At 73.5% G+C, this 13,079-nt stretch carries 9 protein-coding genes; 5 read left to right on the top strand and 4 right to left on the bottom strand.

All coding sequences use genetic code 11. The features are described 5' to 3' along the window. Nucleotides 1-101 precede the first annotated feature (101 nt). The 3 genes from A949_RS0124405 to A949_RS0124415 all read left to right on the top strand — a co-directional run bounded on the left by A949_RS0124405 (nucleotide 102) and on the right by A949_RS0124415 (nucleotide 5,147). Nucleotides 102-1,058, top strand: coding sequence for a LysR family transcriptional regulator (locus tag A949_RS0124405; RefSeq protein ID WP_019358665.1), 957 nt, complete (start codon nucleotides 102-104; stop codon nucleotides 1,056-1,058). Nucleotides 1,059-1,181: 123 nt separating this feature from the next. Beyond that, entirely contained in the window at nucleotides 1,182-1,550 is a 369-nt protein-coding gene (locus A949_RS0124410; protein WP_051019614.1) for a hypothetical protein, read from the top strand. Between the two features lie 234 nt (nucleotides 1,551-1,784). Further along, on the top strand, nucleotides 1,785-5,147 hold the full coding sequence (locus tag A949_RS0124415) for an AfsR/SARP family transcriptional regulator (RefSeq protein ID WP_037707521.1): 3,363 nt from the start codon (nucleotides 1,785-1,787) through the stop codon (nucleotides 5,145-5,147). A 120-nt stretch (nucleotides 5,148-5,267) separates the two neighbouring features. Here A949_RS0124415 and A949_RS0124420 read toward each other — a convergent pair whose 3' ends face one another. The 3 genes from A949_RS0124420 to panB all read right to left on the bottom strand — a co-directional run bounded on the left by A949_RS0124420 (nucleotide 5,268) and on the right by panB (nucleotide 8,135). Next, nucleotides 5,268-6,155, bottom strand: a complete 888-nt coding sequence (locus A949_RS0124420) for an ABC transporter permease (protein ID WP_019358668.1) — start codon at nucleotides 6,153-6,155, stop codon at nucleotides 5,268-5,270. Next, nucleotides 6,152-7,153 carry an ATP-binding cassette domain-containing protein gene (locus A949_RS0124425; RefSeq protein WP_019358669.1) on the bottom strand — a complete coding sequence of 334 codons (1,002 nt, stop codon included), beginning with the start codon at nucleotides 7,151-7,153 and terminating at the stop codon, nucleotides 6,152-6,154. Before A949_RS0124425 ends, A949_RS0124420 begins: the two co-directional genes overlap by 4 nt. Nucleotides 7,154-7,307: 154 nt before the next feature. Further along, complete coding sequence (gene panB / locus A949_RS0124430) at nucleotides 7,308-8,135, bottom strand: 3-methyl-2-oxobutanoate hydroxymethyltransferase (RefSeq protein ID WP_019358670.1); 828 nt, start codon at nucleotides 8,133-8,135, stop codon at nucleotides 7,308-7,310. Nucleotides 8,136-8,616: 481 nt separating this feature from the next. On the opposite strand from panB, the gene A949_RS0124435 reads away from it, so the two are divergent. Beyond that, complete coding sequence (locus A949_RS0124435) at nucleotides 8,617-9,666, top strand: endonuclease/exonuclease/phosphatase family protein (RefSeq protein WP_019358671.1); 1,050 nt, start codon at nucleotides 8,617-8,619, stop codon at nucleotides 9,664-9,666. A 269-nt stretch (nucleotides 9,667-9,935) separates the two neighbouring features. Next, on the top strand, nucleotides 9,936-11,135 hold the full coding sequence (locus tag A949_RS0124440; protein ID WP_019358672.1) for an MFS transporter: 1,200 nt from the start codon (nucleotides 9,936-9,938) through the stop codon (nucleotides 11,133-11,135). An 88-nt stretch (nucleotides 11,136-11,223) separates the two neighbouring features. Here the strand turns inward: A949_RS0124440 and A949_RS0124445 are convergent, their stop codons facing one another. Further along, on the bottom strand, nucleotides 11,224-12,975 hold the full coding sequence (locus A949_RS0124445) for an NAD+ synthase (protein ID WP_019358673.1): 1,752 nt from the start codon (nucleotides 12,973-12,975) through the stop codon (nucleotides 11,224-11,226). Nucleotides 12,976-13,079: the final 104 nt, after the last annotated feature.

Consider the following 13,079-nt stretch of genomic DNA (forward strand, 5'->3'; position numbering starts at 1 on the left):
CAGACTTCTTCATGGTTGGATTCAGCGATACTGAATCGTCCGTGCCGCTGGACCGCCGTGCCCGCCGTGCGGGCGCGGAAACCGGAGAGGGGCGCAGAGACGTGCTCGACCTGTCCAGACTGCGTGCGCTGCACGCGGTCCACCTGCACGGTTCGGTGGGGAAGGCCGCGCAGGCGCTCGGCTACACCCCGTCCGCCGTCTCCCAGCAGGTCGCCAAGCTGGAACGGGAGACCGGCACCGCGCTGCTGGAGCGGGCGGGGCGCGGGATCGCCCTCACCGACGACGCGCTGATGCTGGTGCGGACCGCGGAGGAGGTGCTCGGCCTCGTCGAACAGGCCGAGGTCGCGCTGGAGCAGCGCAAGGGGCACCCCGCCGGTCAGCTGCGGCTCGCGGCCTTCCCCAGCGGCGCCCGCGGGCTGATGCCCCGCGTCCTGGCGCAACTCGCCGCCGACCACCCGCAACTGGACCTGCGGATGTCGGAGGTCGATCCGCATCTCTCGGTGGGGCTGGTGGCCAGGGGCGAGATCGATCTGGCCCTGGCCCACGACTGGGACATCACCCCGATGCCCGCACCCGAGGGGGTGCGCAGCGTTCCGCTGGGCGTGGACACCTGCGAGGTGCTGGTGCCGGCCGGGCATCCGCTGGCCACGCTGGACACCCTGCGGACGGCGGACCTGGCCGGCCGGCGCTGGGTGTGCCAGCCGCCGGGCACCGTCTGCCACGACTGGCTGCACACGACGCTGCGCGCCGCGGGCCAGGAGCCGGATGTCGCCTACTACGTGGCCGAGTTCCAGACCCAGGTCGCCCTGGTCGCCGCGGGGCTGGGCATCGCCCTGCTGCCCCGGCTGGGGCGGGGGCCGCTGCCCGACGGGGTGGTGCTGCGCCCCCTGGAGCCCACGCCCACCCGCCGGTTGTTCGCGGTCACCCGCGACGGGCTGCTGCGTCGCCCGGCGGTCAGGGTGGCGCTGCGCGTCCTGCGCGAGGCGGCGAGCGCCGTTCCCTCCTCCGCGTGCTGCCAATGCCACCGACAGGGTGGTGTGGACTCGCTCAAAGAGTGACGTTACGGCGGATTCCGGAGCAGAAGCCGCGATGCCTGCTGTTCTGAACCGGTGCGAGTGCACATCTCCCGACGTCCCGCCGACAGGGGCGGAGCAGACGCGGGAAGAGGAAAGGACAGCCAGATGAGGAAGTCGGCAACAACCCGCCGCGCACGGGCCCTGACCGTGGTGGCGGCGATGGCGACGGCGCTGGTGGGCATGGCCCCGGTGGCGGCGGTCGCCGGTGACGGGCCCGACGGCGGTCACCACCACAAGCGCGGCTACGTCTGCGACCGGCTGGAGCGGGACCACCGCGACCACCACCATCATGCCGCGGTCGGCAGCGGCCGGTGCCACGCGATCAACGCCCCGCGCCGCGGCGACATCCGCGGGCCGTTCACCATCCAGACCCGGCACGGCCACCACAAGGTGCTCTGCGTGAGCAGGCACGGCGGCTCCGGCTACGCCAACACCCCCAAGTGGGTGCGCGGTAAGGACTGCCGCCGCGCCTGACCGGCGGGGCACGCCACGGGCCGGGAGCACGGACTCCTCCGTGCTCCCGGCCCGTTCGGCGTCCGGCCTCCCGCGCACGCCCCCTGCGGCCCGCTGTCCGCATCGCGTCCGCGCTCCGGCCCCCGGATCTCCCACCGCCCCCGGAAATCGCTCCCGGTTCCCCGGAAGGCCGGGAGCGGTCCGCGTCGGCCGTCTGCCCACCGGGTGCCGCACGGCCGATGGCAGTATGTGAGGGTGCGCTACCTCTATCGCGTTCTGGGAACCACCCAGGCCCTCCGCCAGGACGGCACCGCCGTGCCGATCGGGGGAGCGCGGCTGCGCGCTCTGCTGACCGCGCTCGCTCTCGCGGGGGGCCGCACGGTGCGCTCCGGTGAACTCGCCGCATCCGTGTGGGGGGAGGACGAGGACCCGCCGGCCGACGAGACGGCGGCGCTCCAGGCACTCGTCGGACGGCTGCGCAGGTCCCTGGGCCGGGAGGCGGTGGGCTCCGGGGAGGGCGGCTACCGGCTGGTGGCCGACCGCGACGACATCGACCTGTACCGCTTCGAGCGGCTGGCCTCGGAGGGGGCCGCCGCGCTCGCGGACGACGACCCGGCCAAGGCCGTCGACCTTCTGGACGACGCCCTCGCCCTGTGGCGCGGCCCCGCGCTGACCGACCTGCCCGACGGGGGAGGGGCCGCCGGTGTCCGCGCCGCCGACCGCGCGCTGGGCGCCCGTCGGCACCGGGCCGAGGCGGCGCTCGCCCTCGGCCGGGCCGAGGAAGTGCTGCCCTCGGTGCGGCAGTTGGCCGCCGAGCACCCGATCGACGAACCGCTGCAGGCGGTCCTGCTGCGCGCGCTGCGCGACGCGGGCCGCACCGCCGAGGCGCTGGCCGCCTACGAGGTGGTCCGCGCCCGGCTCGCCGACCGGCTGGGAACCGATCCGGGCGCCGAACTCCGGGAACTGCACGCCCGCTTGCTGGCCGACGAGCCTCCGGCGGCCGTCCCGGAGCGCTCCGCCGGGCCCGCAGCGGGACGGCCGTCCCGGCGGGCGCCGGGGAATCTGCGGGCCGGTCTCACCTCGTTCGTCGGCCGGGACGCTGAGATCGAGGCGCTGTCCCGGGAGCTGGGTGCGGCGCGGTTGGTGACGCTGACCGGGCCCGGTGGGGCGGGCAAGACCCGGCTGTCCTTGGAGGCGGCGGCGCGGGCCCGCGCGGAGCGCGGCGAGGAGTGGGCGGACGGTGTGTGGGTGGCCGAACTCGCCGCCGTACGCGACCCGGAGGACCAGGGGGCGACGGCGGAGGCCGTGCTCACCGCGCTCGGCGGGCGCGAGACCCTGCTGACCGGTACCACCGCAGAGGGGCTGCGGGCGGCCTCCGACCCGACGGTGGGAGATCCGCTGGCCCAGCTGTCCGAACGCTGCGCGGCCCGCCGGATGCTGCTGGTGCTGGACAACTGCGAGCATCTCGTCGGGGCGGCGGCGCGGGTGGTGGAGCGGCTGCTGGTGGAGTGCCCGGGGGTCAGCGTGCTGGCCACCAGCCGCGAACCGCTCGGTGTGCCCGGTGAGTTCGTCCGCCCGGTCGAGCCGTTGCCGGACCCGGTGGCGCTGCGGCTGCTGGCCGAACGGGGCGCCTCCGCGCGTCCCGGGTTCCGGGTCGAGGACGATCCGGAGGCGTGTGCCGAGATCTGCCGCCGGCTGGACGGGCTGCCGCTGGCGATCGAGCTGGCGGCGGCCCGGCTGCGCTCGCTCGCCCCCGGGCAGCTCGCCCGCCGTCTCGACCAGCGGTTCCGGCTGCTCAACAGCGGCAGTCGGACGGTGCTGCCGCGTCAGCAGACGCTGCGCGCGGTGGTCGACTGGTCGTGGGAGCTGCTGGACGCGGCGGAGCGGGCTGTGCTGCGGCGGCTGTCGGTCTTCGTGGGCGGCTGCCGGCTGGAGCAGGTCGAGGAGGTGTGCGCGGATCTGGCCGAGCGGACGGACGAGGACATCGCCGCGCTGCTCAGTTCCCTTGTCGACAAGTCGCTGGTGGTGGCCGCCCCCGACGACGCGGCCGGGATGCGCTACCGGCTGCTGGAGACCGTCGCCGAGTACGCCGCCGAGAAGCTGGACGCGGTGCCGGGCGAACGGGAGCACGCCGAGCGCCGCCATCTGGTCGTCTACCGCGAGCTGGCCCGCAACGCCGATCCGCTGCTGCGCGGGCCCCAGCAGGTCACCTGGCTGGACCGGCTGGAGCGCGAGCACGACAACATCCGCGCCGCACTGCGCCGGGCCGTCGCCGCCCGGGACGAGCACGAGGCGCTGTGCATGATCCTGTCGATGAGCTGGTTCTGGCAGCTGCGCGGCCACCGCGGCGACGCCCGCCACTGGGGGGACGCCGCGCTGGCCCTCGGCCCCGACCCCTTCGCCGCCCCGGCCCGCCCCGCACCGCCGCTGTACGAGCCGTGCACCGCCAAGCCGCCGCCCATGAGCGAGGAGCAGCTCTGGGAGGCCCGGCGCGGGGCGCGGCTGATGGTGCTGGCGGACGCGGAGGAGGGCGTGCGGGAGCTGGCGAGCCCGCAGCGGCAGGCGGAGCTGCGCACCATCACCCGGGTCTACTCGCCGGGGATGCCGCAGGTGTGCCGTATCCCGGGCTGCATGTGGTTCTTCGCCTGGATGATGATCGGTGAGGTGGGCAAGCTCGCGGAGCTGTCCGACGCCTTCGTGGCGGGCTGCCGCGAACTGGGCTACGAGTGGGAGCTGGCCTTCGCCCTCCAGCTCCGCGCCAAACTCACCAGCGACCACCCCGAGAGCTGGGACCGGTCGACCGCGGACGCGGCGGAGAGCCTGGAGATCTTCCGCCGGGTCGGGGACGCCTGGGGGGAGGCCGAGGCGCTCTCGGGCCGCGCCGAAGCGCTCACCGCCCGGGGGGAGTTCGCGCGCGCCGCCGAGGACTGCCGGCACGCCATCGCCCGGGCCGACCAGCTGGGCGCCCACAGCCAGGTGCCGCAGCTCAAGTCCCGGCTGGGATCGGTGCTGGTGGAGCTGGACGACCCGGCGCAGGTGGCCGAGGGCGAGCGGCTGATGGAGGAGGCCACCGAGGAGTCGGAGCACATGGGCGGCGAAGGCCCCAACTTCGCAGCTGTGCAGTGGGCCATCCATCTCACCCGGCTGGGCCGGACCACATCGGCGCGGGCGCTGCTGATCCCGCTGGTCGACCAGTTCGCCGAGCGGATCCCGCAGCTCTTCGCGGGGATGATCGAGGGCGTGCTGGCCTGGACGTATGTCGAGGACGGCCACGGCGAAGAGGCGCTGGCCATCGTCCAGGAGTCGATCCTCAAGACCCGCGAGGTGGTGGCGGAGGCCATCGCCCCGCACCTGACGCTGAGCCAGTTCCTGACCGCCGCACGGGCCCTGGCGCTGCTCGGCCGGGGCACCGAGGGCGGGCGCCTGGTCGGTGCCTACGACGGCCTCTCGAAGCTGCCGGAGGGGCACTTCCCGCACCCCGTCGAGCGCGCGTCGCGGAAGGCCGCCGAAGCGGCCGTGCGGGAAGCGCTGCCCGGGGGAGGAGCGTACGCACGGGCGTACGCCTCCGGCGCCGGCCTCACCCTGGCGGAAGCTGTCGACCTGGTGCGCGACGCCTGAACCGGAGCGCCGCGGTCCCGGGCGCGCCGCGCCCGGGACCGGTCGGCGCCCGGTTCTGTCCGGCTGCGGAGTCGCCGGCCTGAACCGCTCCGGCAGGGCCGGCTGCGGTACCCGGCACCGTCAGGTCTTCTTGCGGAACTTCGTGATGGCGATCGGTGCCGTGACGGCCGTCAGCCCCACCGACCAGATCACCGTCCACATCACCGGGTTGGCGACCTCGCCCTGGCCGAGCATCAGCCCGCGCGCCGCGTCGGCGAGGTGGGTGAGCGGATTGACGTCGGTGAACGCCTTGAGCCAGCCGGGCATGGTGCCGGGCGGCACGAAGACCGAGGAACCGAACTGCAGCGGCATCAGCACCAGGAACGAGACGCCCTGCACGGCCTGCGCCGTGTTCATCGTCAGACCCAGCAGGATGAAGATCCACAGCAGCGAGGCGCCGAACAGCGCGGTCAGCCCGATGGCGGCCAGCATCCCCAGCCAGTGGCCGTTGATCTCGAAGCCGTTCAGGAAGCCCACGGTCAGCAGGACGGTCACGGCGACCAGCATGCGGCCGATCTCGACGACCGACTTGGCTATGAGCACCGAGGAGCGGGCGATCGGCATGGACCGGAAGCGGTCCATCACGCCTTTCCGGAAGTCCTCGTTGATGCCCGTGCCGACCGCCATGGCGATGGACATGCCCATCATGCCCATCATGCCGGGGATCAGATACTGGACGTACTGGTCCCGGTCGCCGCTGGCGCCGTCCCCGCCGATGGCGCCGCCGAAGACGTAGACGAACAGCAGCGTGAAGATGATGGGCATCAGCAGCGCGTCCATCATCGACTCGGGGTCCTGCTTGATCTGCAGGGCGTTGCGCCGCACGAGCGCGCCGATGTGCCGCAGATTGGCCTGCAGCCCGATCCGGCCCTCCACCGTGCCGGGCTTCTCGGGCGCGGAGCCGCTGCCCGTCCCGGACCCGGTCGGGGACTCCCCGGATTGGGGCGCTTTGACGGTGGCGGTACTCACGCCGCGACCTCCTCGAGCTCGTTGTCGTCGTCCTGATGGGTGGCCTTCTGGCCGGTGAGGGCGAGGAACACCTCGTCCAGGCTGGGCAGATGGGTGGCGATGTCGGCGATCGCGAAGCCGCGCTCGCCCAGCAGCGCGACCACGGCGGTGAGCTGCTCGTCGCTGACGATCGGGACGCTGACCACGCCCGACGCCTCGTCGGCGGTGGCGCCCGCCAGCCCGTCCAGCCCGGCCTGGGCCAGCGCGCCGACCATCCGCTGCAGCTCGCCGGGGTCCGCCGGGCGGACCTCCAGGGTGCGGCCCCCGACCTTCGCCTTCAGCTCGGGCACCCGGCCCTCGGCGATTATCCGGCCGCGGTCGATGACGGTCAGCTCCTCGGCGAGCTGCTCCGCCTCCTCCATGTACTGGGTGGTGAGCAGGACGGTGTTGCCGTCGGCCACGATGTTCTTGACCTCGTCCCAGACCTCGTTGCGGGTGCGGGGGTCGAGACCGGTGGTGGGCTCGTCCAGGTAGAGGACCTTGGGGCGGCCGATCATGGAGGCCGCCAGGTCGAGGCGGCGGCGCATGCCGCCGCTGTACTTCATCACGGGGCGCCGGGCCGCCTCGGTCAGGGAGAACCGCTCCAGCAGTTCGTCCGCGCGCTCGCGGGACTGGGAGCGGGACAGGTCGAGCAGCCGCCCGATCATGTACAGGTTCTCCCAGCCCGACAGCTTCTCGTCCACCGAGGCGTACTGGCCGGTCAGACCTATCGTGCGGCGCAGCTCGCGGGGCTGGCGCACCACGTCGTACCCGGCCACCTTCGCCGTGCCCCCGTCGGGCTGCAGCAGGGTGGAGAGCATCCGGACGAGCGTCGTCTTGCCCGCGCCGTTGGGGCCCAGCACACCCATCACGGTGCCTTCGCGCACGTCGAGGTCGATGCCGTCGACCGCCTTCGTCTCCCCGAAGTGTTTGACCAGCCCGCGGACCTCGACCGCGTTCGTCGTCTTCTCTCGCGTCATGCGGCCAATATGACAGCCGCCACTGACAAACGACCGACAGCCCACCGACAGCACCGGGGCAGCGCTGTCGGCGGGCTGTCGCCGTCACCGGCGGGCCGCTGCGCGGCGGGGCACCGTCACCGGGCGTCCGCGTGCGCGGCGGCGCCGGTCCGGCTCACTCGTAGGAGTGCTCAGCGGCCGGGAAGGCACCGGTGGTGACGTCTTCGGCGAACGCGCGGGCCGCGTCGCCCAGCACCGAGCGCAGCGCGGCGTACTGCTTCACGAAGCGCGGCAGCTTGCCGGGGGTGAGGCCCGCCATGTCGGTCCACACCAGCACCTGCGCGTCGCACTCGCTCCCGGCGCCGATGCCGATCGTGGGGATCTGCAGGGCCCGGGTCACCTCGGCGGCGACCGGTGCGGGCACCATCTCCAGGACGAGTGCGAAGGCCCCGGCGTCCTGCACCGCCTTGGCGTCCCGCATGAGCTGCGCAGCCGCCTCCTCGCCGCGCCCCTGCACCCGGTAGCCCATGGCGTGCACGGACTGCGGGGTGAGCCCTATGTGTGCCATCACGGGGATGCCGGAGCGCGCCAGCAGGCCGATCCGGTCGGCCGAGCGCTCCCCGCCCTCGATCTTGACGGCCTGCGCGCCGGCTTCCTTGACGAGCCGGGTGGCGCTGCGCAGCGCCTGCACCTCTCCCTCCTGGTACGAGCCGAACGGCAGGTCCGCGACGATCAGGCCGCGGCTGGTGCCCCGCACCACGGCGGCCGTCAGCATCGTCATCTCGTCCATGGTGACCGGCACGGTCGTCTCGTAGCCGAGGTGGCAATTGCCCATCGAATCGCCGACCAGGACGACGGGGATACCGGCCTCGTCGAAGACGGAGGCGGTCATCGCGTCGTAGGCGGTGAGCATGGGCCACTTCTCGCCCCGCTCTTTGGCGAGTGCGAGGTCGCGCACGGTCACACGGCGATTACGGGTGCCCCCGTAGAGCGTCTGCGGCATGGCATTGACTCCTGTTGTCGTCTCGAAGCGCCCCAACGGCGTCTCCGGATCCAGGTCCATGCTGGCACGCCCCTCCGCGGTCCGGTAGGGGACCCGTCCGGCAGCGGATCACGACCGGGTGCGCCCGCGGTCCCGGCGCCGGGTGCCGGACGGCGCGGCGGGCGGGAGGCCGGCCCGGGGCGTACCGGCGGCACCGCCGGACGGCGTGGTCAACGGCCCGGACGCCGCTGCGACCGGGCCGTGACCGGCTTGCGGGCGCGCCGGAGCGGACCGGCTGCCGCCGCCGGGTGTCCGGGTTGTGTCACAGTCGCGGTCCGGCCCCGGCCTGCCGGAACTCCCGGCGCTCCGCGCCTCGTCCTCCCCTCGACTCCGGAAACCGGAATCGGGCGGAAGCGGCGGTGGGACCGCGGGGTTCGACTGGATGAAAACCGTTATCGCCTATCGTTCATCGAGCACCAGCACAGGCAAGTGAGGACGGCGGATGGCGCGCGCGTACACGTCGGAGGCCACGTACCACGAGGACGGCGGCGAGCGGCGGGGACGGTGGTCCCGCTGGTCCGGCCGGCTGCCGCGAGGCAGCGCCCCGGGGCGGTGGGGGGCGGGCGCCTGGCGGCGCGGCCTGGTCCTCGCGGCGGTCGCGCTGCTCCTGGGGCTGGCGTTCTTCCTGCACGCCGAGGTGCCCAACGCGGTCGGCAACCTGGGTTCGCTGTGGGAGACGTTCCTGCCGTGGGGCGGCCTGCTGATCGTGGTGCTGCTGGTCGCGGCGGTGCTGCGCCGCTCGGCCACCGCGCTGGTCGCGCTGCTGGTGCCCGCACTGATGTGGGTGAACCTGTTCGGCGGTCTCTTCAGCGACAAGACCGGTGGCGCCGCCGGCGATCTGACCGTCGTCACCCACAACGTCAACGCCGGCAACCCCGACCCGCGGGGCACCGCCGAGGCGCTGGTCGATTCCGGGGCCGACGTCATCGCGCTGCAGGAGGTCTCCTCGTCGCAGGCCGGCGCCTACCGGTCGGCCCTCGACCGCACCCACCCGTACCACGAGCTCGCGGGCACGGTCGGGATCTGGAGCAAGTACCCGCTCTCCGGGGCCAGGACCGTCGACATCAAGATGGGCTGGCCGCGCGCGATGCGAGCCACGGTGCGCACCCCGAAGGGCGAGGTCGCCGTCTACGCCGCACATCTGCCCTCGGTGCGGGTGCAGTTCCGCTCCGGCTTCACCGCCGGGCAGCGGGACGGCAGTGCCGAGGCGCTGGGCGAGGCGATCGCACACGATCCGGCGGACAAGGTCCTCCTGCTCGGCGATCTCAACGGCACCATGAACGACCGCGCGCTCGCGCCCATCACCTCCCAGATGCGGTCCGCGCAGGGCGCCGCGGGGGACGGCTTCGGGTTCAGCTGGCCCGCCTCCTTCCCGATGGCCCGGATCGACCAGATCATGCTCAAGGGCGCCGACCCCGTCTCGGCCTGGACGCTCCCGGCGACGGACAGCGACCACCTGCCGATCGCGGCGAGGATCGACCTGGCGGACTGAACCGGCCGGGCCCGCTCCGGCGGCCCCGGCGGCGCAGGCCGTTTTGCACCGGGGAACATCCGACTGCGAGACTTTGTTGCGGAGCAATACATAGGGGGCAGTGCCGCCTCCGGCCGCTGCCCGCTCCTCCCCTCCACACCTCCGCACACCCTTCATCCCGCATCCCCGCGCCGGGCCGCCCTGCCGCCCGGCGCGCGGTACTCCCCGCTGTCCGGCGCGCGAACGCCGCACCCGGCCGGGGCCCGTACGCTTCGAAAGGTTCTCTCCGCATGCCTGTGGCTCTGCTCGCACTCGCCGTGGGCGCCTTCGGTATCGGCACCACAGAGTTCGTGATGATGGGCCTGCTGCCGAACGTCGCCGACGATCTCGGCACCTCGGTACCGACCGCCGGATATCTGGTGTCGGCCTACGCCCTCGGCGTCGTCCTCGGCGCCCCGCTGCTGACCGCCGTCGGGGCCCGCGTGCCGCGCAAGCTGATGCTGCTGCTGCTCATGGGCCTGTTCACCCTCGGCAACCTCGCCTCGGCGCTCGCCCCCGGCTTCGGCACCCTGCTGGCCGGGCGGCTGCTGGCGGGGCTGCCGCACGGCGCCTTCTTCGGTGTCGGCGCGGTGGTCGCGGCCCGGCTCGTCCGCGAGGGCCGGGCCGCCCGCGCCGTGGCCACCATGTTCCTGGGCCTGACCGTCGCCAACATCGTCGGCGTCCCCGGTGGCACCGCGCTCGGTCAGCAACTCGGCTGGCGCGCCACCTTCGTGGTCGTCACCCTCATCGGGCTGCTCGCCATGACGGCCCTGGCGCTGCTCGTGCCCCGGATGCCGCTGGAGCACCAGGGCGGTGTACGCCACGAGCTGCGCGCCCTGGGCAACCGCCAGGTCGTCCTGGGACTGCTGACCGCCGTCTTCGGCTTCGGCGGCGTCTTCGCCGTCTACAGCTATCTCGCCTCGATGATGACGGAGGTCACCGGACTCGCCGAGACGTCGGTCACCTGGGTGCTGGCGCTGTTCGGCATCGGTATGACGCTGGGCACCCTGATCGCCGGGCCGCTGACCGACCGTGCGCCGCGCCGCACGCTGTACGCGGCCCTCGGGCTGATGGCCGTGCTGATGGTGGCCTTCCACTTCGCGGCGCCGGTGAAGTGGGCGGCGCTGCTGCTGGTCGGGCTGCTGGGCGCGGTCGGCTTCCTGATCACCACGCCGGTCCAGATGCTGGTGATGCGGGCGGCCTCGCACGCGCCCACGATCGCCTCCGCCTCGAACCACTCGGCGTTCAACCTGGCCAACGCGGGCGGCGCCTGGCTCGGCGGTGTGGTCATCGCCGCGGGCTGGGGCTGGACGTCACCCACGCTGGTCGGCGCCGTGCTCGCGCTGACCGGACTCGCCATCGCCGTCACGGCGGGCGTACTGGACCGCGGCGACTCGCGGGTGGTCGCCCGGGCGCAGGAAGCCCCGGTGGAGGTCCCCTCCGGCGGCTAGGGCCACCCGTCCCGCATCCCGCACCCCCGGCGCGGGGTGCGGGATGCCGCCGGACTCCTGCGCGGCCGGCGGCTGCTCCGGGGCGCCGTCAGCCCTCCCGCCACCGGTTGGTGATCGGCAGCCGGCGGTCCTTGCCGAAGCCCTTGGGGGAGATCTTCGTGCCCGGCGGGTACTGCCGGCGCTTGTACTCGGCCCGGTCCGTCATCCGCAGCACCCGGGTCACCGTCTCCGCGTCGAAGCCCGCCGCGATGATGGCCTCGGCACCCTGGTCGCCGTCGACGTAGCGCTTCAGGACGCGGTCGAGCACGTCGTAGTCGGGCAGCGAGTCGCTGTCCACCTGTCCGGGTGCCAGCTCGGCACTGGGGGGTTTGGTGATCGAGCGCTCCGGGATGGGCGGGGTGTCGCCGCGTTCCTCGGCCGCCCGGTTGCGCCACGTCGCGAGGCGGAACACGTTCGTCTTGTAGACGTCCTTGATCGGACCATAGGCGCCCACCGCGTCGCCGTACAGCGTCGAATAGCCCACCGCCAGCTCGGACTTGTTCCCCGGGGCCAGCACGATGGGGCCCTCCTGGTTGGAGAGGGCCATCAGCGTCGTGCCGCGCAGCCGCGCCTGGAGGTTCTCCTCCGCGAGCCCGGTGAGGCCCAGCGAGTCCATGTAGGCCGCGAACATCGGCTCGATCTCGACCGTGCGGAAGTGCAGCCCGGTGCGCTCCGCGAGCTCCGCCGCGTCCTCCCGGGAGTGCCCGGAGGAGTAGCGCGAGGGCATCGAGACGCCGTACACATGCTCGGCTCCGACCGCGTCGCAGGCGATCGCGGCCGTCAGTGCCGAGTCGATGCCGCCGGAGAGCCCGATCAGCACCGAGCTGAAACCGTTCTTGACCACGTACGCGCGCAGTCCGACCACCAGTGCGGTGTAGATCTCCTCGTCGTCGGCCAGCCGCGGTGCCTCGCTGCCGACGGCCTCCGGCGGGTAGGCGGGCAGCGGTTCGGCGGAGACGACGCGGTGGTCGATGCGCAGGCCGTCGTCCACCTCGCCCGACGGCGGGGTCGCGGCGGCCGCCGGCAGCTCCAGGTCCAGGACGACGCACCGCTCCTCGAACTGGGGCGCCCGCGCCAGCACCTGGCCGTCCGCGGCCACCACGATCGAGTCGCCGTCGAAGACCAGTTCGTCCTGGCCGCCGACCTCCGCGAGGTAGGCGGTGGTGCAGCCCGCCTCCTGCGCCCGCTTGCGCACCAGTTCCAGCCGGGTGTCGTCCTTGTCCCGCTCGTAGGGCGAGGCGTTGATCGACAGCAGCAGCCCGGCCCCCGCGCTGCGCGCCGCCGGGACCCGGCCGCCCTCCTGCCACAGGTCCTCGCAGATGGCGAGCGCGACATCGACGCCGTGCACCCGGACGACCGGCATGGTGTCGCCCGGCACGAAGTACCGGAACTCGTCGAAGACCCCGTAGTTCGGCAGGTGGTGCTTGGCGAAGGTCAGCACGACCTCGCCCCGGTGCAGCACGGCGGCCGCGTTCTGCGGAGCACCCGCGGGCTGGCCGTAGTGCGGCCGGGCCTGCGCGCAGCGGTCCAGATAGCCGACGACGACCGGCACCTCGCCGAGCCCCTCGTCGGCCAGTCGCCGGGCGAGCTCCCGCACGGCGGTGCGGCTCGCCTCCACGAAGGAACCGCGCAGCGCCAGGTCCTCGACCGGGTAGCCGGTCAGCATCATCTCCGGGAACGCGACCAGGTGGGCGCCCCGTTCGACGGAGTGCCGGGTCCAGCGGAGGACCGCGGCGGCGTTCCCCTCCAGGTCGCCGACGGTGGAGTCGATCTGATTCAGGGCGAGACGTAGTTGAGCCACGCACCCGAGTGTAATCGTCGGGCTGACGCTATGGCTCGGGGTATCCACCCGGTGCGGGTCCCCGGCCGGCCCCGGGGCGGGCCCCGGGACGCATCCGGGACCCG

Origin of the sequence: Streptomyces sp. AA1529 (genome assembly GCF_000280905.1) — a bacterium.
GTDB lineage: Bacteria > Actinomycetota > Actinomycetes > Streptomycetales > Streptomycetaceae > Streptomyces.